Raw genomic sequence first — 17,302 nt, 5'->3', positions numbered from 1 at the left:
ACAAGGACGACCCCATGGCGCTCGAACGCACCTTTTCCATGATCAAGCCGGACGCAACCCGGCGCAATCTCACCGGCGCCATCATCCAGATGCTCGAAGAAGCCGGCCTGCGCGTCGTCGCCTCGCGCCGGGTGTGGATGAGCCGCCGCGAGGCGGAAGGTTTTTATGCCGTGCACAAGGATCGTCCGTTCTTCGGCGAACTGGTCGAGTCGATGTCGTCGGGCCCAACGGTCGTGCAGGTGCTGGAAGGCGAGAACGCCATTGCCAAAAACCGCGACGTGATGGGCGCCACCAACCCGGCCAACGCCGCCGAAGGCACCATCCGCAAGCTGCACGCGCTGTCGATCGGCGAGAATTCCGTGCACGGCTCCGACGCGCCGGAGACCGCCGCGCAGGAGATCAAATACTGGTTCTCGGACACCGAGATCGTCGGCTGAGCCGATAAGTCACCACGTCATATGCAAAAGGCCGGCGCAATGCCGGCCTTTTTCGTTGCGGCGATCCGGCACCAGACGCCGGGCGCCGACACCCGCCAACTGCGCATGATGCTCAAAAACCGAAACCGGTTATCAGCTCGCGGCGTTGAAGCGCAGGATGACGCGGTCGTCTTTGTCGACGATGATGAGCTTGCCGGCGTCGACGTGATACGATGCCGCCTTGGCCAGCGCCTCGAACAGCGCCTTTTCCTCGGCCATAGTCTCGGGCGCGCAGGCCTTGAAGGTCGAACCGATGTCACTGATGGCAATCGTCGAACCATCGACTTTGGCGGTGGCGAAGTAGACGTTGCAAGGCCCGCTGCCGCCGGCCTTGCCGGCCTCGTCGATCCTGAACGTCGCCTGCGGTTCGGCGATCACACCGATGCCGTCGATATACTCGATCAGCCAGATCTGCCCGACCACCGGGGCCGACGCCGGCTGCTCGCTCGACGTCACCATCTTCAGCATGATGGTCTGCGGCGCGTCGCTCAGTGGATCGACCTGGTGGCGCATATCGGAGATGAACAACAGCCTGTCGTCGACGGTGATGCGCGCCCGCAGCGCATAGGTCATATGGGGCCGGATCACCTGGGGATCAAAGCTGATCTCGAACTTGATCGGCACCTGGCCGGCCGGCGCCACCTTGCGCTCGCCGATGACAGCGGCCGTCGCTTCGGCCAGCGAGACATCGGCAAGCTGCACGGAAAGCACGGCGTTGGGCGGCAGAGCGATGCGCTCGCGATACATCACCTCGCCCTTCAGGGTCTTCTCGGCGGCGACGGACAACTCAGGCACCACCAGTATACCAACGACCAGCGGCACGACACCGAAGATGAAGAACTCGGCGATCCTGCCCAGCATGATCCTGCTCCCCATAATGCGCCAAACTGGTCGGAAGGTCTCGCAGGATTGCGGTGGTTCCGTGGCGCCCCACACGGGCTGTTCACAGGGCGGTGCCTTCCGGCGGCTCGTTGCCCTGTGGTCGGCCTCCTTGGGGTGACAGGCGAAATATTGCTCACGCCAAGTCCCCTGGCGATCACGAAGTCGTGTCCCAAAAAGATGTAACGCAGGGAACCTCCGGACCGAACTGGCCAATGCGCGCTTGAGGAATGGCGCGCGCAACAACCCAATCGGAGGTGAAATCATGTCAACAAGATCAACCGTGAGCGCGGCCTTCCTGGCCGGCGCCGTTGCCACGGCTCTTGCTTCTTTTGCGACGGCCGCGCCGCTGTCCGAGGCAGAGGCCAAGGCGGCGATGGATGCCGGCAAGGAGAAGTGCTTTGGCGTCGCCCTGAAGGGGCAGAACGACTGCGCGGCAGGACCTGGCACCACCTGCCAAGGCACCTCGACTGTCGATTACCAGGGCAACGCCTGGAAGTTCGTCGACGGCGGCACCTGTACGACGATGGACCTGCCCGGCGACCGCAAGGGCTCGCCCACGGCGCTGACCCGCGACATCCCGTCCTAAGCAATGCAAGCTGCCCGGAAAGCGGAGATGAAGATGAACGGACTGGCCCCGGCATCCCGCATATCGAAAACCTCGCGCTTTCCGGCGCACCCGATCGCCGGCCTTGCCGGCACCAGTTTCAAGCACGAGCATCTGCACGCGATCCTTGGCGACGGCCCAAAGGACTGCTTCTTCGAGGTCCACGCCGAAAACTACATGGGGGCCGGCGGTCCGCCGCACGATGCGCTGGCCAGGATTCGCTGCGACTATCCCGTTTCGCTGCACGGGGTGTGCATGTCGATCGGCGGACTGCGGCCGCTCGACAAAGTGCATCTCGGCCGTTTCAAGGCGCTCGTCGACCGCTATGAGCCGGCGCTCGTTTCCGAGCATCTCGCCTGGTCGACCCACGACACCACCTATTACAACGACCTGCTTCCCCTGCCCTATACGCCGGCAACGGTTTCGCGCGTGGCGGATCACATCGATGAAATGCAGGAGACGATCGGCCGCCCGATCCTGCTCGAAAACCCCTCGACCTACGTCCTTTTCGCGGAATCGACGATGAGCGAGACGGATTTCATCGGCGCGCTGGTGCAGCGCACCGGTTGCGGCCTGCTGCTCGACGTCAACAATGTCTTCGTTTCGGCCACCAATCACGGCTATTCAGCCCTTTCCTACCTCGCGGATTTCCCGCTCGATCATGTCGGCGAAATCCATCTGGCCGGGCACGCCGAGCAGGAGGATGACGAGGGCGACCTGCTGCTCATCGACAGCCATGACGGTCCGGTCGCCGACGCGGTCTGGAAGCTCTTCGATATCGTCATCGGCCGATGCGGACCGCTGCCGACGCTGATCGAGTGGGACAGCGCCATTCCCGACTGGCCGGTGCTCAAGGCGGAGGCCGCCGCCGCCCAAGCAATTCTCGACCATCACGCCGACAGCCACCAAGTGTTCGGAAAAGCCCATGCCGCAGGATGAACTCCAGTCGGGCGATCTTGGCCACCGGTTCGACTATGCCGCGGCATTCACCGCCGGTTTGCTCGATCCTGACCGTGTCCCGCCTGACGCTGTCTCCGGGCCGAACGGCAAGGCAGCGGTCAAACGATACGCCGTCTACCGCAACAACGTCACGGTCAGCCTGATCGATGCGCTGGCCGCCAGCTTTCCAGCGACGCTGCGCATCACCGGCCCGGACTTCTTTCGGGCGATGGCGCGCTTCCATATCCGCGAAACGCCACCCACTTCGCCGCTTCTGTTCGAATACGGCCACGACTTCCCCGACTTCATCGAGCGCTACGACTATGCGCGGCCGATGCCATGGCTGGCTGACGTGGCGCGCTTGGAGCGGGCCTGGCTCGACGCCTATCATGCCGCCGACGCGGAACCGCTGGCTTGCGTAGCACTGGGCTCGATCCCGCCTGAACGGCTGGCCGATACCGTGTTCGTGCCACACCCGGCAACGCGTGCGATGCGCTCGCGCTATCCGGTCGTGACGATCTTTGCGGCGAACCGGCGCGACCGCCCTGTCGGGCGGATCGAGGCGGACGGCCCTGAAGATGCGCTGGTCACGCGGCCCGGGCTCGAAGTCTTTGTTCGCCACCTGCCGCCCGGCGGCGCAGCTTTTCTGGATCGTCTAATGGCGGGCGAGCCGCTCGGCGCGGCGGCCGCGGCAGCATTTGCGGAAACTGCCGAATTCGACCTTGCCGCCAACATTGCCGGCCTGCTGCAAGCAGGCGCCTTCACAGCGGCAGACCAGGGAGGGTGAGCATGACGAACCATGGATGGAACGCCAGCACCGAGCCGCGAGGGACTGCCACCCTCGTCGAGAGGGTGAATGCCGCGCTGCGCACGAGTGCCACACCTTCGCTGACGCAACTCGTCCTGCGCTGCGCCCTCGCTGTCCCGTTCTGGCGGTCCGGTGTCAACAAATGGGACGGGTTTTTGCAGTTGAACGAGGTCGCCGTGCTGCTTTTCAGCTCGGAGCTCAAGCTGCATCTGCCCGGCGGCCCCTACGATTTTCCTGCGCCTGGGCTGGTGGCGTTCGCCTCAGGATCGGCGGAAATCCTGCTGCCAATTCTTCTCGTTCTCGGCCTAGCGACACGACTGGCGGCATTCGGCCTGCTCGTGATGACGCTGGTCATACAACTCACCGTGCCGGACGGCTGGCCGCTGCACATCACCTGGGCGGCGATGGCGCTCGGCATCATGGCGTGGGGACCCGGCCGGGTTGCGCTCGATCACTGGATCGGCACTGACAAGGCTGATGGGAGGCCGAGGGGTGATCGGGGTTGATGTGAACCTCGCCCTCCAGCGGTGACGCGAAGCATCAATTTCGTTTCGGCACGGCCTGCTTCCAGCGGCTGGCGGCCTCGTCGTCGGCCTCCTTGGCATCGACCCAGCCGCCTGCCGAGCCGTCGGTGTGATGTTCCTTCTTCCAGAACGGCGCGCGCGATTTGAGATAATCCATCAGGAAGTTCGCCGCCTCGAACGCCGCCTGCCGATGCGCGGAGGCAGCGACCACCAGCACGATGTTCTCACCGGGCGCGATCCTGCCGTGGCGATGGATGGCGGTGAGCCCCTGCAGCGGCCAGCGGTGAACCGCCTCGGTGGCGATGCGGCCGATCTCGGCCTCGGCCATGCCGGGATAATGTTCGAGCTCGAGTGCCGCGAGCCTGCCTGCCTCGTCGCGGCAGAGACCCGAGAAAGTAACCACGGCGCCGATGTCGGCGCGGCCTTGCGTCATCTTGGCGATCTCGGCGGCGACATCGAAATCCTCCGCCTGGATGCGCACCGTCGGCACCACCGCGCCGGGCATTTCAGCCACCCGTCATCGGCGGGAACAGCGCGATCTCGCGCGCGCCTGATATCTTCTCGCGGTGCTCGACATGTTCCTGGTTGATGGCGACGCGGATCACGTCAGGATATTGCAGCGCGTGTTCGTACTCCTCGCCGCGCGATTTCAGCCAGCGCAGCAGGTCGGCCACCGTCTCGATGCCGGCGGGCAATTCGACGTCCTCTTGCGGCTTGCCGATCCGCTCGCGCACCCAGGCGAAATAGATGAGCCTCGTCGACATGCTACTCATCCATGATGTGCTTGAGGCCGGCGCGGAAATAGTCGTAGCCGGTGTAAAGCGTCACCAGCGCGGCGATCCACAACAGCACCAGCCCGACCTGGGTGGTCAGCGGGAAGATCTTGTCGCCGGCAGGTCCGGCGAGCAGGAAGGCGATGGCGATCATCTGGATGGTGGTCTTCCACTTCGCCAGCTGCGTCACCGGTACCGAGACCTTCAGCGCCGCCAGATATTCGCGCAGGCCCGAGACCAGGATCTCGCGGCACAGGATGATGATTGCCGCCCACAGCGACCAGCCGGCGATGCCGGCATGCCTATCGGTATCGGCCGCCAGCAGCAGCAGGCATGTGGCGACCAGCAACTTGTCGGCGATCGGATCGAGCATCTTGCCGATATTCGAGGTCTGCTGCCAGGCGCGCGCCAGATAGCCGTCGAAATAATCGGTGATCGAGGCGAGCAGGAAAATGACCAACGCCGACCAGCGGGCGAAGTCGCTCGACTTCAGATGGCCTTCGAGAAAAAAACACAGCACAACCAGCGGCACCGCTAGGATGCGGACGTAAGTGAGCATGTTGGGCAGGTTGAATGCGCGCTGGGCCATTTCTTTGGAACTCTTTCTACCTGCCTACTCAAATCAGAAGCGAATGTGGGGGGTCAACAGATGATAGTCGATGGACCAGCCGAAAATAGCCGAATCATCAGCTCTCGTGAAAATGGTTGTAGACCAGCTTGGCGACCTGCTCGGAAATGCCATCGACCTTGACCAGATCCTCGATCGCGGCGCGGCTGACCGCCTTGGCGGTGCCGAAATGCATGAGCAGCGCGCGCTTGCGACCGGGACCGATGCCGCTGATCTCGTCAAGCGGGCTCTTGACCATCTCCTTCTTGCGGCGGGCGCGGTGGGAGCCGATGGCGAAACGGTGCACCTCGTCGCGCAGCCGCTGAACGAAATAGAGCACGGGGTCGCGTACGGGGAGCGAAAACGGTGGCTTGCCCCTGACGAAGAAGCGTTCGCGGCCGGCGTCACGGTCTTGGCCCTTGGCGATGCCGATGGCCTGGACGCGGTCCTCGATGCCGAGGTCGGCGAGGATTTGTCGTACCGCCGTCATCTGGCCCTGGCCGCCATCGATGAGGATGACGTCTGGCCAGGCGGGGAAGCCGCCTGCATCCTCGATATCGTCGCCCTGTTCGGCCAGGATGTCGTCCGCCGCCTGTTCGCTCCGCGGCACATCGCCATGTTCCTTCAGGAGGCGGGAGAAACGCCGCTCCATCACCTCGCGCATCATGCCGAAATCGTCTCCCGGCGTGATCTCGGTCGAGCGGATGTTGAATTTCCGGTACTGGTTCTTCACGAAACCTTCCGGCCCGGCGACCACCATGGCGCCGACGGCGTTGGTGCCCATGATGTGGGAGTTGTCGTAGACCTCGATGCGCACCGGCGGTTTCTTCAGGCCGAAAGTCTCGGCGAAACCGGTGAGCAACCGCCCTTGCGTCGAGGTCTCGGCCAGCCGGCGGCCGAGCGCCTCACGGGCATTCTGCAGGGCGTTGTCGGTCAAATCCTTCTTCTCGCCGCGCTGCGGCACCGAGATCGCCACCTTGCGACCCGCGCGGGTGGAGAGCGCCTCAGCCAGCAATTCCTGGTCCTCGACGCCATGCGACAACAGGATGGCGCGCGGCGTCGGCTTGTCGTCATAGAATTGCGCCAGGAACGAGCCCAGCACCTCGGCCGCCTCCATCGCCGGATCGGCCTTGGGGAAATAGGCGCGGTTGCCCCAGTTCTGGCCGGTGCGGAAGAAGAAGACCTGGATGCAGACCTGGCCGCCTTCCTGATGGATGGCGAAGACATCGGCCTCGTCGACGGTCTGCGGGTTGATGCCCTGATGGCTCTGCACATGCGACAACGCCGCCAGCCGGTCGCGATAGATTGCGGCGCGCTCGAAATCGAGATTCTCCGCGGCCTGCTGCATGGCGGCGGAGATGTCGGTCTTCACCTTCTGGCTGCGGCCGGACAGGAAGTCCTTCGCCTCGGCGACCAGCCTGGCATAGTCACTATGCGAGATTTCGCCGGTGCACGGGCCGGCGCATCGCTTGATCTGGAACAGCAGGCACGGCCGGGTGCGGTTCTCGTAGAAGGAGTTGGTGCAACTCCTGAGCAGGAAGGCGCGCTGCAGCGAGTTGATGGTGCGGCCGACGGCGCCGGCCGAGGCGAAGGGGCCGAAATAGTCGCCCTTGCGCGAGCGCGCGCCGCGATGCTTGTAGATGCCGGGCGAGACATGATCGCCGGTCAAAAGGATGTAGGGAAACGACTTGTCGTCCCGCATCAGCACATTGAAACGCGGCCGCAAGCGCTTGATAAGGTTGGCTTCCAGCAGCAGCGCTTCGATCTCGGTGCGGGTGACGACGAACTCCATCGTCGCCGTCTCGCGCACCATGCGGCCGATGCGGCTGGTGTGGAAGCGGCCTTGTGCGTAATTGGTCACCCGCTTCTTCAGGCTGCGCGCCTTGCCGACATAGAGCACGTCGCCTGCGGCATCCATCATGCGGTAGACGCCGGGCGCGTTGGGCAGCCGTTTGACCAGCGTCTGGATGACTTCGGCGCCGACCATGCCGTCGGCATCGCCGGCATGCGGCGTCCAATCGATGGCGGTGAAGGCGACGTCAGGGCCACCGGGGCCGGGCGTTGACGGTTCGACGATCTCCTCCGCCACCTCGTCCTCGAGGTCGACATCGGGCGGCAGGTCGTCGGCGGCGCCGACGCGTTTGTGTTTCTGGTCCATGGGACTCATTCGACAATGCCTGTCACATCCGGCGTCTGCCATGCAAGGTGCTGGCCGCCGTCGAGCGCGATCATCTGGCCGGTGACCGAGCTTGCGCCCCAGAGATAGCGGATGGTGGCGCCGAATTCAGGCAATTCCGGGCCGCGCTTCAGGATCAGGCCGTCGACCTGTGCGGCAAAGTCGCTGTCTTGCTGACGCGCGCTCTTCAGCGTCGGGCCGGGACCGATGGCATTGACGCGAATGCGGGGTGCCAGCGCCTGCGCCATCATCTGCGTCTGCGTCCACAATGTCGATTTCGACAGCGCGTATGAGAAATAGCGGGGCCTCGGGCGCCAGACGCGCTGGTCGATCATATTGACGATCAGCCCTTCCTCGCCTTCCGGCAGCGCGCGGGCGAATTGTTGCGCCAAAAATGCCGGCGCCTTCACGTGGATGGCGAAGTGACGGTCCCAGGCAAGCCAATCGACGTCCTGAACCGTATCATCCACGAACAGCGACGCATTGTTGACCAGCAGTGTAACAGGCCCGAGCGCGGCTTCGGCGCGGCCAACGAGGTCCTCGACCGCGGCCATGTCGGTCAGGTCGGCGGCGACCACAGCAGCGCGGCCACCCCCCTGGCCAAAGTGACCGCTGTTGATCCGCGCGGCCAATGCTTCCGCCTCGGCCCGCGAGCGGTTGCAATGGATGGCGACGGCAAAACCGTTCGCGGCGAGATCCTCGACGAGCGCCTTGCCGATCCGCTGGCCCCCGCCCGTCACCAGCGCCGTTCCAGCGGCCTTGCTCATCCTGTCAATCCTCAATGGGGCTCGATTTTGAGCCAGCCGGCAAAATATGGCCGGCGAAGCGTTAAATGCCGTTCGGACCTTGGGCAGCATTGTGGCAAAGCGGCCGGATCGGTCTTTCGACTGTGGCCGGGACTCGGCCTGCCAGCCGCAATATAGGGCTACGGACCCCTTGCTCCAAGCGTCGTTCAGCGCGGCACGGCTAAGCCTCCTGACACCATCTGTTGCGCAGATGCAACGTCAAAGTTCAGCCTTATTCGTGCCAGGTAATGACCCAAGTTCAGGTTCGCTTCAGCCGTATTTTGACACGACATTCGGAACCGTTGAGCGCCAGACCCGTTTTTCCCCCCGGCGGGTTGAGGGCGCTTGTGAAAAGCAAGCCTGTGCCTGTGGCTTAAGGAGTAAAGAACAATGCAAGCCAATCTTAAATTTGCGCGACCGCTGGCGGTGGCGTTCGGGCTCTTCGCCCTCGGCGGAACCGCCTATGCTGCTGACGTCATCGCGGAAGAGCCGCCGGCCCCCGCCCCGATCGCCGAACTTCCGGTCGCTTCCTGGGCCGGTCCCTATGCCGGTGTGAGCGTCGGCTACGGCTTCAGCGGTCACGCCGATGCCGAGGATATCGGCACTGACGTCGACACCGATGGTTTTGTCGGCGGCGTCTTCGGCGGCTATCAGTGGCAGGCGGAGAACTTCGTCTACGGTGCTGAAGCCGATATCGGCTATAGCGGCATCGAGGGCGACGATGGCGGCGTCGAGGCCAAGGGCGGCTTCGAAGGCTCGCTGCGTGCCCGCCTCGGCTACGCCGTCACCCCGGAAATCCTGCTCTACGGCACCGCCGGTGGCGCGCTCAAGAACCAGGAGATCGAAGCGCTCGGCGCCAGCGACGAAAACACCATGCTCGGCTGGACGGCCGGCGTCGGTACCGACATCAAGATCACCGACAATGTGTTCGGCCGTGTCGAGTATCGCTACACCGACTTCGGCGACAAGGACTTTGACGGTATCGGCAAGGTCAAGTCGACCGACAACCGCGTCACCTTCGGCGTCGGTATGAAGTTCTAAAATCGTCCAAGCCACGACACGAAAAAGCCGGGCCTCGTGCCCGGCTTTTTTATGACCCCTTCTCTGGCTGCCGCTCACGCCGGGACGCAGGGTTTCAGCTCGGGAAACTTGTCGTCAAATCGCGTTGCCCAGCGGACCAGCCTGCTGCGGCCCTTTTCCCATTTTCCGGCAAAGCGCAGTGAGAGATAGCCAAGGCAGGCGCGCAGCGCCAGCTGGCCGGCGGTGATCTTCTTTGGCAGTTTTGGCGGATTGGCGTTGAGCAGATCGAGCGCGCTGGTGATCTTCGCCCACTGGCGGTCAAGCCACGGCTGATAGACCATATCCTCGGGGCGCGTGCGCCGCTCATAGACCATCGACAGCGCGCAGTCGCAGATGCCGTCGGCCAGCGCTTCAAGCACTTCCGCATCGAGGCGCTTGTCGGGATTGCGCGGAAACAGCGCGTTCTTCGACATGCGGTTGAGGTGCTGGGTAATGGCGCGGCTATCGTGGATCGAGCGGCCGTCGTCGAGCACCAGCACCGGGATCTTGCCGAGTGGATTGGCGTCGATCAGATCAGCCGGTTTGTCTTCGGTTTTTATCGGCACGAGCTCGACGGCGATGCCGGCATAAAGCGCGGCCATGCGCACTTTGGAACTATAGGGTGACGTGGACGCGTAGAGCAGTCTGGGCATGATCGGGTTCCTATTTGCCGAGTACAGAGCATGGACGCGCAAAGGCCGCTGTAGCACTTTGAATTTGCGTATGATCCATTTCCGCGACACTGTTGGCCGGACATCCCGACATGATCAACAGCCCACAGGCGGAAAAACCGGGCGCCACGGCGAACGACCGTCCTCTTCCACGATCCGCAGGCAGATGAGCGGTACAGTGCCAGCCTGAGAGCATCTGAACAGGTCAGACGGGTTCGAAACCGAGCCAACTCGGTCTTGCACCAAGAATTTCTCTCCGGGCACAGAGAAATGCCCCACCGGACTTCGCCATAAGGCGAAGTCCTGGGAGTGCGAAAAGCTGTCTTCCCTCCGCCTCTGTTGCTGCCCGAGCACTGACCCTGCGAGCGAGGCGCCTATCCGGCACCCGCCCTCAACCGTCCTCAGCACTGTCCTCCGCGAGCGAAGAAGCGCGATTACTTCTTGGCCTTTGCGGTCGCGGCCTTCGCCTTTGGTTTGGCCGCAGGCGCTGCTTTCTTCACCGCTACCGAAGACTTCGCTGCAGCCGCTTTCTTTGCCGGCGCAGCCTTCTTGGCCGGTGCAGTCTTGGCAGGCGCAGTCTTGGCAGGCGCAGCTTTCTTCGCTGCCGGCTTGGCCGCGGCCTTTGCAGCCGGCTTCTTGGCCGGCGCTGCTTTTGCCTTAGCGGGCGCAGCCTTGGCCGGTGCTGCTTTCTTCACTGCCGGTTTTGCCGCAGCCTTCGCAGCCGGCTTCTTGGCGGGCGCTGCTTTTGCCTTGGCCGCGGCGGCCTTCGGTTTGGCAGCAGGTGCTGCTTTCTTCACAGCGGCTGCGGCCTTTGCCGCCACTGCCTTTACTGGTGCTTTCTTTGCCGGTGCCTGCTTTGCCGGTGACTTGGATGCCGGCGCTTTGGATGACTGTTTAGCCATATCATGCCCCTTAGTTGTGCCGACGGCCGTTAATGACCCGGCGCGTAATGCATATCTGACTCGCGCTTGTCTAGCCAGCGAAGCATCAGCATGATTTCCGAAGTTTAAGTTTCGGTTACAGGCGACACTACGCTCGTGCTGATTTCGCAAAATGCCGGCGCTGCTCTTCGAGCTTTGCCGACCGTTTGCGACAGACATTCTGCGCGCATTGCCGGAACCAATCCCACTTCAAGGCGCTGAAGCTTAGCAAGCCTTTTTTGTTCGTTGATCGTCGGCCGACACCACCATGACGGCTGCTTCATCGATCTCATCTTCTTGTTCTAGCAGGCGATCTACACAAGCTGCAAAAGCAAAGCGCGGCAATTCCGTTGCCATGATTTGTCCGCGGTTGACAGATTACTCTATTTAGCAGAGTATTCTGAATCATCTGGAAGAGCGTATGTCATTCGCGCAATATCGGGCGGCGCTGCCCCAGATCAGTGAGACTGAACGCCGGACACCACAGCAGGCCCGATAATGGCTGCCGACGAAATCATCCACCAGAGCGTGCGGCTCAGGATCATGGCGGCGCTGAATTCTCTGGAACGGCGCGAAGCGCTGGAATTCACCCGATTGAAGCTCATCGTCAATGCGACCGACGGCAATCTCGGCTCGCATATCGATACGCTTGCCACGGCGGGCTATGTCGATGTCGAAAAGCTGTTTGTCGGACGTCGACCGCAGACGCGGGTCAGCGCGACGTCAATCGGACGGCGCGCCTTTCGCGGTCACGCCGCTTTCCTTCGCGCCATCCTCGATGAGGCGGAGCAGCCCGGCAAACGCGTTCAGCGCAGGACGCGGCAGCGGCCGTTGTAGACCATCCAGCGGTCGAAGCCCGCGACGCAGAATTCGACATTATCGCCGATCGAGGCAAAGCCCTGCCCTTCCTCGATCAGATACCAGATGGTGCGGGCGTGGCCGTCGGACAGGCTGACGGTGGCGCCGCAATAGCGGCGGCCGATCGGCCAGGTTTCGTTGGCTGGCAGATAGCGATTCTGGTGGATGCCCTGGAAATCGACAATCTCGACGTCGGGCAGATTCGGCACGTGGTGCACCTGGTAGGAGAAGCGGCTGGTGATCTTGTTCAGCACCCAGGCCTCACCGCAAACACCGCTGTCTTCTTCGGTATAGACGGCAAGGTCGGCCGCCTTTGCTGCCTGGGTGACAGCGAGGGACGTTCCGAGCGGCGTGCAAAGCGCTATCAGTGCGGCAAGGGCGGATTGGGCGAAGCGAGTCATGGCAGCCTCATATGGTCGACTGCGCACACTGTGCGGATTCGCTTGCGCGCGGTCAAGCGGTTGTAGCGACAATGGTTTCCTAGTTTGAAACTGCCTTCAACCAGGACAGGCGCGCGGATAGCTCTGCCGCCCTACGCCGCCAGCCAGTCCAGCGTCCAGTGCGCCGGTTTTTCAATGACAAGCAATTTGTGCAAAGCCGGCAGCAGCGTGCGCAATTCGCCTTCCAGCGTGAACGGCGGGTTGACCACCACCATGCCGCTGCCGTCGAGGCTGGACTCGGCCGATGGCGGCCTGATCTCGAAGCCGATGTCGAGCAGCTTCGGGACACCTGACTGCGCCAGCGACTTGCGGAATGCGGCGACCGCCTTGCGGTCCTTGACCGGATACCATAACGCATAGACGCCGCCGGGCCAGCGCTTGTGGGCTTTGCGCAGCCCATCGACGAGGCGGTCGAATTCGCCCTCCTCCTCGAAGGGCGGATCGACCAGCACGAGGCCGCGCTTTTCTTTCGGCGGCAGATGCGCGCCGAGTGCCAGCCAGCCGTCGAGCTCGATCACCCGGGTCTGGAAATCGCCAGCGAATAGCGCCCTCAGCTTCGCGGCGTCCTGGCGATGCAATTCGACCGCCGACAGCCGATCCTGCTTGCGCATGAGATGACGCGCGATCAGCGGCGAGCCCGGATACTTTTTCACGCCGCCTTCAGGATTGAGCGAACGAACGGCTTCCAGATAAGGCGCCAGCAGTGCTGCCGCCGGCGCGTCAAGCGCGGCATCGACCAGTCGGCCGATGCCGCCTTGCCATTCGTCGGTCTTTCGCGCTTCTGTCGACGACAGGTCGTAGCGGCCGATGCCGGCATGGGTGTCGATGACGCGAAACGCCTTGTCCTTCTGCTTCAGATATTCCACGAGCCGGCTCAGCACGACATGCTTGACGACATCGGCGAAGTTTCCGGCGTGATAGGCGTGGCGGTAATTCACGATCCAGTTCGACCCCTGCCCCAGCGTGGCGGTGGCGGCTGCGAGTTCGGATTTTGCGGCCGGCGGCCGCCGAAACGCAACGCCAACAGCAGCCCGATCAGGCCGGCCGCTATCAGCGAGAAGCCGACCGGCCGCGCCCGGCGATCGATCTCGCCGACGCCGGAACGCAGCACGAGGTCCACCGTCCGCATCTCGATGCCTTCGGCGTCGCCCGGCCCAATGGTAAAGAGGTACGGGCCGGGGCTGACCTTCGCGATCAGGCCGGCTTCGTCGCGAAAGATCTTGTCCGGCAGTTGCGGGCTGACCTGGCGCGGATTTTCCGAATGGTTGAATTGCAGCGTCGAGGCGAGCACGGTCCTGCCGCCGGTGGCGGCGGTCAGCGTCAGCACGGTGCGGTGTTGCGAGACGACGATGCGTTCGGTTCTCGCGGTGAGGTCGACCAGCACCCGCACCGGCGCGTCGCGAGCGGCCAGAGGCACCGTCGCCGGCTTGAACCGGCCCTGTTCGTAAACCCGCCAGGTGCCGATCTCACGGCCGGAGAAATTGGTCATCGCCCAGGGATAGACGACGCCGATGCCGATGCCGGCGAGCAGGATCAGAAGAAACAGAAAGCGCATGCGCTCGACTACCTTGCCTGCTTTTGTTTGACCATGATCTCGTCCGAAAATCGGTTCCCACTTTTGTTTCGCTGACATTCGGTTCGGAATCATGGTCTAGCGCCGCCGCGGGCGCGTTCCATCTCGTCCCAGAGCCATGTCGAGGCCGAGATCAAATGTCGTATCGAATTCGGCAGTGCCAAGATAGACAATAGCATCGGACCCAAAGGTGGGAACCGGTTTTGGGAGAATCCGAATGATCTGAACGCCCGATGTGGACGATCAGCCCTTCCCCTTCTGGAGGCTCGTTTCAAATGCGCGCATTCCAGTCTCGTCGAACAAATGCAGATGTTGCGGCGGGAAAGCCACCGTCACCGTCGGGCCAGCCGTCAGCGCCGCCCTGTCCAGCGTGAAGACGTTGAACGGCAGGCCATGCAGGCCGAGATGCAGGATGATGCCGAAGCCGGTCGGCTCGATCAGGTCGACCGTCGCCCTTAGGCTGCTCTCCGAGCCCGGCGACATCTCGACATGCTCCGGCCGGATGCCGAGCGTCACCGCCGCGCCTTCCTCCAGTTGATAACCAGACGAAAGCCCAATCAGCGTTCCATCGGGCAATCGTGCGCCGGCCGTGCCTGCGCCGACCTCATAGCGCGCCGACAGAAAATTCATCGCCGGCGATCCGATGAAGCCGGCGACGAACAGGTTGGCAGGGCGGTCGTAAAGCTCCAGCGGGCTACCGACCTGCTGCACCACGCCCTCATGCATGGCGACGATCCGGTCGGCCAGTGTCATCGCCTCGATCTGGTCGTGAGTGACATAGATCGAGGTCGCGCCGAGATCGCGGTGCAGCTTCTTGATCTCTGCCCGCATCTGCTCACGCAAGCGCGCATCGAGATTGGACAGCGGCTCGTCGAACAGGAATGCCTTGGGCTGTCGCACGATCGCGCGGCCCATCGCCACGCGCTGACGCTGACCGCCCGACAGTGCCTTCGGCCGCCGCGCAAGCAGCGGCTGCAGCTCAAGCTTCCTGGCTGCATTGCTGACGGCGGCCGTGATCTTCCCGCGGGCAGCCTTCCGGATGCGCAGGCCGTAGCTCATGTTCTCGGCAACATTCATGTGCGGATAGAGCGCGTAGGACTGGAACACCATGGCGATGTCGCGGTCCTTGGGCGCCCGCTCATTGACGCGCATGCCGTCGATCCGGATCTCACCTTCGGTCACCTCCTCGAGCCCGGCGATCATGCGCAGCAGCGTGCTCTTGCCGCAGCCCGACGGTCCCACCAGCACCACGAACTCGCCGTTCTCTATCGACAGGTCGACGCCATGCAGCACGGAGACGACGCCGAAATTCTTGCGGACGTTGCGGATGTCGATCGATGCCATTGAACCTCACTCAGCCCTTGACCGCGCCGGCCGTCAGGCCCTGGACCAGATAGCGCTGGATGAACAGGAAGAAGAGGCAGGCCGGGACCAGCGCCAGCACGCCGGCCGCCATCATCTGCCCGAAATCGACCGAAAACTTCGACACGAAGGTGAGCAGACCGACCGGAAACGTGGCGGCGCTGTTGCCCGAAATCAGCATCAGCGCGAACAGCAGTTCGCTCCATGCGGCGGTGAATACAAAACCCAGCGTCGCCGCAATGCCGGGCAGCGTCAGCGGCAGGACGATCTGGCGAAACGCCATGAACTGCGTGGCGCCATCGATCTTGGCCGCCTCCTCCAACTCCTTGGGAATGCCGTCGAAAAACGACTGCATCAGGAACGTCGCGAAGGGGATGTTGAAGGCGGTGTAGACGACCACCAGCCCGGTCAGGCTGTTGGTCAGCCCGAGCGGAGAGAGCATCTTGAAGATCGGCGCGACCAGCATCACCAATGGAAACATCTGAGTGAGCAGCATCAGCGCGACCAGCCAGTATTTGCCGCGGAAGGTGAAGCGCGACAGAGCATAGCCGGAGAGAGACGCAAGCAGCGTCACGATCACGGCCGTCGCGCCGGCAACGATCATGCTGTTCCTGAAGAAGACCGGGAATGCACTGTGGGCCAGCACGAAGCGGAAATGTTCAAAGCTCATCCGTGACGGCCACATCCGGACGCCCTCGGAATAGAGCAGGTCGTTCGGCGTGACCGATACTTTCAACAGCCAGAACAGCGGGAACAGTGCAAAGAGGACGTAGCAGAGGATCGCCAGGCGGTGCAGCGCGGTGCCAAAGGTCGAATAGCTGTTCATCTGGTCATCCCGATCAGGCCCGATCCATCAGGACTTGCCGCAGCATGACGATCAGCATCGAATAGGCGAGCAACAGGACGAGCAGCACCAGCGCAATGGCCGAGGCATAGCCGAAATCCAGGGCCCTGAAGGCTTGCGTGAAGATGTAGCTCGCGACGATCTGGGTGCGGTCGGCAGGCCCGCCGCTGGTCATGACAATGATCAGGTCGGCGAAGTTCGAGATCCAGACGGTGCGCAACAGCACGGTGATCGCAATGGTCGGCGCAAGGAACGGCAAGGTGATCGACGTGAACCGCCTGAATGCCCCGGCGCCGTCGATCGCCGCCGCCTCGTAGAGGTCGCGCGGGATGGCCTGGAGCGCGGCCAGCAGCGTGATGGCAAAGAAGGGAATGCCCCACCAGACGTTGGCGATGATCGGTCCCCACATGGCAAGCTGCGGATTGGAAAGGATGTTGACCGGTTCATTCATGAGGCCGAGCGCATAAAGCCAATGCGGCAGCGGTCCGATGACGGGGTTGAACAGCCACGCCCAGTTCAGCCCGGTGAGGAAAGTCGGTACCGCCCAGGGCAGGAACACCAGCGCCTGCGCTATGGCGCGGCCGGCGAACGGCCGGTCGAGCAACAGCGCCAGGATCAGGCCGAACACGAATTGCAGCAAGACGGACGCGCCGGTCCACCACAGCGTGTTGCGCAGCGCCCGATAGAAATTGTCGTCGTCATAAAGGGTGCGAAAATGATCGAGCCCGACATAGCCGCCGGAGAAGGGGTTGAGCAAGTGCACGTCGCGGAAGGCGTAGGACAGGCCTAATACCAGCGGCGCCAGCATGATGGTGACGATCAGAATCAGCGCCGGGGCGGTGTAAAGATATGGCTCGGCATGGCGCGTGATCCGGTCGACCAGCGACCGGCGGCGCGATTCCGGGAACCCGGCGGTGGCATCAAAGACCATCAGCTAACGCTTTCGCTCCAATTGGCCATCCGTCCAATCGACCATCCTTCCAATCGACCCTCCTTCCAAT

22 protein-coding genes are annotated in these 17,302 nt (G+C 63.1%); 7 read left to right on the top strand and 15 right to left on the bottom strand.

Annotated features, from left to right (window positions below; genetic code table 11):
* The first annotated feature begins 14 nt into the window (after window positions 1–14).
* Window positions 15–437, top strand: coding sequence for a nucleoside-diphosphate kinase (gene ndk / locus AC0L3H_RS24420; RefSeq protein WP_473587153.1), 423 nt, complete (start codon window positions 15–17; stop codon window positions 435–437).
* A gap of 132 nt (window positions 438–569) precedes the next feature.
* On the opposite strand, the gene AC0L3H_RS24415 is transcribed toward ndk, so the two are convergent.
* On the bottom strand, window positions 570–1,337 hold the full coding sequence (locus tag AC0L3H_RS24415) for a YbaY family lipoprotein (protein ID WP_473587152.1): 768 nt from the start codon (window positions 1,335–1,337) through the stop codon (window positions 570–572).
* A gap of 283 nt (window positions 1,338–1,620) precedes the next feature.
* On the opposite strand from AC0L3H_RS24415, the gene AC0L3H_RS24410 reads away from it, so the two are divergent.
* The 4 genes from AC0L3H_RS24410 to AC0L3H_RS24395 are packed head-to-tail and all read left to right on the top strand — an operon-like array spanning window position 1,621 to window position 4,215.
* Window positions 1,621–1,944 (top strand): BufA1 family periplasmic bufferin-type metallophore, encoded by a 324-nt coding sequence (locus tag AC0L3H_RS24410; protein ID WP_027152634.1) that lies wholly within the window; start codon window positions 1,621–1,623, stop codon window positions 1,942–1,944.
* Window positions 1,945–1,971: 27 nt separating this feature from the next.
* Window positions 1,972–2,901 carry an MNIO family bufferin maturase gene (gene bufB, locus AC0L3H_RS24405; protein ID WP_473587151.1) on the top strand — a complete coding sequence of 310 codons (930 nt, stop codon included), beginning with the start codon at window positions 1,972–1,974 and terminating at the stop codon, window positions 2,899–2,901.
* Entirely contained in the window at window positions 2,888–3,688 is an 801-nt protein-coding gene (locus AC0L3H_RS24400) for an HvfC/BufC N-terminal domain-containing protein (RefSeq protein WP_473587150.1), read from the top strand. Before bufB ends, AC0L3H_RS24400 begins: the two co-directional genes overlap by 14 nt.
* A gap of 2 nt (window positions 3,689–3,690) precedes the next feature.
* The gene (locus tag AC0L3H_RS24395) at window positions 3,691–4,215 is read left to right on the top strand and encodes a DoxX family protein (RefSeq protein ID WP_473510052.1); all 525 of its coding nucleotides are present in this window, start codon (window positions 3,691–3,693) and stop codon (window positions 4,213–4,215) included.
* A 34-nt stretch (window positions 4,216–4,249) separates the two neighbouring features.
* Here the strand turns inward: AC0L3H_RS24395 and AC0L3H_RS24390 are convergent, their stop codons facing one another.
* The 5 genes from AC0L3H_RS24390 to AC0L3H_RS24370 form a co-directional block, all read right to left on the bottom strand.
* A complete protein-coding gene (locus tag AC0L3H_RS24390) occupies window positions 4,250–4,738 on the bottom strand; it encodes a molybdenum cofactor biosynthesis protein MoaE (protein WP_473492367.1) in 489 nt (162 codons plus the stop codon).
* A gap of 1 nt (window position 4,739) precedes the next feature.
* Window positions 4,740–4,997: a molybdopterin converting factor subunit 1 gene (gene moaD / locus AC0L3H_RS24385; protein ID WP_023800670.1), complete on the bottom strand. Its 258-nt coding sequence runs from the start codon at window positions 4,995–4,997 to the stop codon at window positions 4,740–4,742.
* Window position 4,998: 1 nt separating this feature from the next.
* Window positions 4,999–5,595, bottom strand: coding sequence for a CDP-diacylglycerol--glycerol-3-phosphate 3-phosphatidyltransferase (gene pgsA / locus AC0L3H_RS24380; protein WP_027152639.1), 597 nt, complete (start codon window positions 5,593–5,595; stop codon window positions 4,999–5,001).
* Window positions 5,596–5,692: 97 nt separating this feature from the next.
* Window positions 5,693–7,780 carry an excinuclease ABC subunit UvrC gene (uvrC, locus tag AC0L3H_RS24375; protein ID WP_473492366.1) on the bottom strand — a complete coding sequence of 696 codons (2,088 nt, stop codon included), beginning with the start codon at window positions 7,778–7,780 and terminating at the stop codon, window positions 5,693–5,695.
* On the bottom strand, window positions 7,777–8,556 hold the full coding sequence (locus AC0L3H_RS24370; RefSeq protein ID WP_473587149.1) for an SDR family oxidoreductase: 780 nt from the start codon (window positions 8,554–8,556) through the stop codon (window positions 7,777–7,779). The genes uvrC and AC0L3H_RS24370 overlap by 4 nt, the downstream gene beginning before the upstream one ends.
* Before the next feature lie 408 nt (window positions 8,557–8,964).
* Between AC0L3H_RS24370 and AC0L3H_RS24365 the strand changes: the two genes are divergently transcribed.
* On the top strand, window positions 8,965–9,615 hold the full coding sequence (locus tag AC0L3H_RS24365; RefSeq protein ID WP_091590581.1) for an outer membrane protein: 651 nt from the start codon (window positions 8,965–8,967) through the stop codon (window positions 9,613–9,615).
* 74 nt (window positions 9,616–9,689) lie between these two features.
* Here AC0L3H_RS24365 and AC0L3H_RS24360 read toward each other — a convergent pair whose 3' ends face one another.
* From AC0L3H_RS24360 to AC0L3H_RS24350, 3 genes are all read right to left on the bottom strand, one after another.
* Complete coding sequence (locus tag AC0L3H_RS24360) at window positions 9,690–10,286, bottom strand: glutathione S-transferase family protein (protein WP_473587148.1); 597 nt, start codon at window positions 10,284–10,286, stop codon at window positions 9,690–9,692.
* Between the two features lie 452 nt (window positions 10,287–10,738).
* Window positions 10,739–11,404, bottom strand: a complete 666-nt coding sequence (locus tag AC0L3H_RS24355) for a hypothetical protein (RefSeq protein ID WP_473587147.1) — start codon at window positions 11,402–11,404, stop codon at window positions 10,739–10,741.
* A 45-nt stretch (window positions 11,405–11,449) separates the two neighbouring features.
* Window positions 11,450–11,581, bottom strand: a complete 132-nt coding sequence (locus AC0L3H_RS24350; RefSeq protein WP_473587146.1) for a hypothetical protein — start codon at window positions 11,579–11,581, stop codon at window positions 11,450–11,452.
* 141 nt (window positions 11,582–11,722) lie between these two features.
* On the opposite strand from AC0L3H_RS24350, the gene AC0L3H_RS24345 reads away from it, so the two are divergent.
* Window positions 11,723–12,061, top strand: a complete 339-nt coding sequence (locus AC0L3H_RS24345; protein ID WP_473587145.1) for a transcriptional regulator — start codon at window positions 11,723–11,725, stop codon at window positions 12,059–12,061.
* Here the strand turns inward: AC0L3H_RS24345 and AC0L3H_RS24340 are convergent.
* The 6 genes from AC0L3H_RS24340 to AC0L3H_RS24315 all read right to left on the bottom strand — a co-directional run bounded on the left by AC0L3H_RS24340 (window position 12,031) and on the right by AC0L3H_RS24315 (window position 17,232).
* Complete coding sequence (locus AC0L3H_RS24340; protein ID WP_287241093.1) at window positions 12,031–12,483, bottom strand: hypothetical protein; 453 nt, start codon at window positions 12,481–12,483, stop codon at window positions 12,031–12,033. The two genes, AC0L3H_RS24345 and AC0L3H_RS24340, sit on opposite strands and share 31 nt — an antisense overlap.
* 131 nt (window positions 12,484–12,614) lie before the next feature.
* Entirely contained in the window at window positions 12,615–13,460 is an 846-nt protein-coding gene (locus AC0L3H_RS24335) for a 23S rRNA (adenine(2030)-N(6))-methyltransferase RlmJ (RefSeq protein WP_473587144.1), read from the bottom strand.
* Complete coding sequence (locus AC0L3H_RS24330; RefSeq protein ID WP_473587143.1) at window positions 13,457–14,077, bottom strand: hypothetical protein; 621 nt, start codon at window positions 14,075–14,077, stop codon at window positions 13,457–13,459. The genes AC0L3H_RS24335 and AC0L3H_RS24330 overlap by 4 nt, the downstream gene beginning before the upstream one ends.
* A 261-nt stretch (window positions 14,078–14,338) precedes the next feature.
* Entirely contained in the window at window positions 14,339–15,439 is a 1,101-nt protein-coding gene (locus AC0L3H_RS24325; protein ID WP_473587142.1) for an ABC transporter ATP-binding protein, read from the bottom strand.
* Between the two features lie 10 nt (window positions 15,440–15,449).
* On the bottom strand, window positions 15,450–16,283 hold the full coding sequence (locus tag AC0L3H_RS24320; RefSeq protein WP_023800682.1) for a carbohydrate ABC transporter permease: 834 nt from the start codon (window positions 16,281–16,283) through the stop codon (window positions 15,450–15,452).
* Between the two features lie 13 nt (window positions 16,284–16,296).
* Window positions 16,297–17,232, bottom strand: a complete 936-nt coding sequence (locus AC0L3H_RS24315; RefSeq protein ID WP_473587141.1) for a carbohydrate ABC transporter permease — start codon at window positions 17,230–17,232, stop codon at window positions 16,297–16,299.
* Window positions 17,233–17,302: the final 70 nt, after the last annotated feature.

The sequence above is a fragment of the Mesorhizobium sp. WSM4816 genome (genome assembly GCF_055811535.1).
This window is presented reverse-complemented; position numbering and strand designations above follow the sequence as displayed.

Excerpts from the sequence above, each read along its gene's own strand:
- AC0L3H_RS24390 (WP_473492367.1), bottom strand. The coding sequence starts at position 4,738 with ATGCCCGGCGCGGTGGTGCCGACGGTGCGCATCCAGGCGGAGGATTTC.
- moaD (WP_023800670.1), bottom strand. The coding sequence starts at position 4,997 with ATGTCGACGAGGCTCATCTATTTCGCCTGGGTGCGCGAGCGGATCGGC.
- AC0L3H_RS24340 (WP_287241093.1), bottom strand. The coding sequence starts at position 12,483 with ATGACTCGCTTCGCCCAATCCGCCCTTGCCGCACTGATAGCGCTTTGC.
- AC0L3H_RS24360 (WP_473587148.1), bottom strand. The coding sequence starts at position 10,286 with ATGCCCAGACTGCTCTACGCGTCCACGTCACCCTATAGTTCCAAAGTG.
- AC0L3H_RS24320 (WP_023800682.1), bottom strand. The coding sequence starts at position 16,283 with ATGAACAGCTATTCGACCTTTGGCACCGCGCTGCACCGCCTGGCGATC.
- AC0L3H_RS24330 (WP_473587143.1), bottom strand. The coding sequence starts at position 14,077 with ATGCGCTTTCTGTTTCTTCTGATCCTGCTCGCCGGCATCGGCATCGGC.
- AC0L3H_RS24395 (WP_473510052.1), top strand. The coding sequence starts at position 3,691 with ATGACGAACCATGGATGGAACGCCAGCACCGAGCCGCGAGGGACTGCC.
- AC0L3H_RS24365 (WP_091590581.1), top strand. The coding sequence starts at position 8,965 with ATGCAAGCCAATCTTAAATTTGCGCGACCGCTGGCGGTGGCGTTCGGG.
- AC0L3H_RS24315 (WP_473587141.1), bottom strand. The coding sequence starts at position 17,232 with ATGGTCTTTGATGCCACCGCCGGGTTCCCGGAATCGCGCCGCCGGTCG.
- uvrC (WP_473492366.1), bottom strand. The coding sequence starts at position 7,780 with ATGAGTCCCATGGACCAGAAACACAAACGCGTCGGCGCCGCCGACGAC.
- AC0L3H_RS24415 (WP_473587152.1), bottom strand. The coding sequence starts at position 1,337 with ATGCTGGGCAGGATCGCCGAGTTCTTCATCTTCGGTGTCGTGCCGCTG.
- bufB (WP_473587151.1), top strand. The coding sequence starts at position 1,972 with ATGAAGATGAACGGACTGGCCCCGGCATCCCGCATATCGAAAACCTCG.
- pgsA (WP_027152639.1), bottom strand. The coding sequence starts at position 5,595 with ATGGCCCAGCGCGCATTCAACCTGCCCAACATGCTCACTTACGTCCGC.
- AC0L3H_RS24345 (WP_473587145.1), top strand. The coding sequence starts at position 11,723 with ATGGCTGCCGACGAAATCATCCACCAGAGCGTGCGGCTCAGGATCATG.
- ndk (WP_473587153.1), top strand. The coding sequence starts at position 15 with ATGGCGCTCGAACGCACCTTTTCCATGATCAAGCCGGACGCAACCCGG.
- AC0L3H_RS24400 (WP_473587150.1), top strand. The coding sequence starts at position 2,888 with ATGCCGCAGGATGAACTCCAGTCGGGCGATCTTGGCCACCGGTTCGAC.
- AC0L3H_RS24325 (WP_473587142.1), bottom strand. The coding sequence starts at position 15,439 with ATGGCATCGATCGACATCCGCAACGTCCGCAAGAATTTCGGCGTCGTC.
- AC0L3H_RS24350 (WP_473587146.1), bottom strand. The coding sequence starts at position 11,581 with ATGGCAACGGAATTGCCGCGCTTTGCTTTTGCAGCTTGTGTAGATCGC.
- AC0L3H_RS24370 (WP_473587149.1), bottom strand. The coding sequence starts at position 8,556 with ATGAGCAAGGCCGCTGGAACGGCGCTGGTGACGGGCGGGGGCCAGCGG.
- AC0L3H_RS24410 (WP_027152634.1), top strand. The coding sequence starts at position 1,621 with ATGTCAACAAGATCAACCGTGAGCGCGGCCTTCCTGGCCGGCGCCGTT.
- AC0L3H_RS24355 (WP_473587147.1), bottom strand. The coding sequence starts at position 11,404 with ATGTCTGTCGCAAACGGTCGGCAAAGCTCGAAGAGCAGCGCCGGCATT.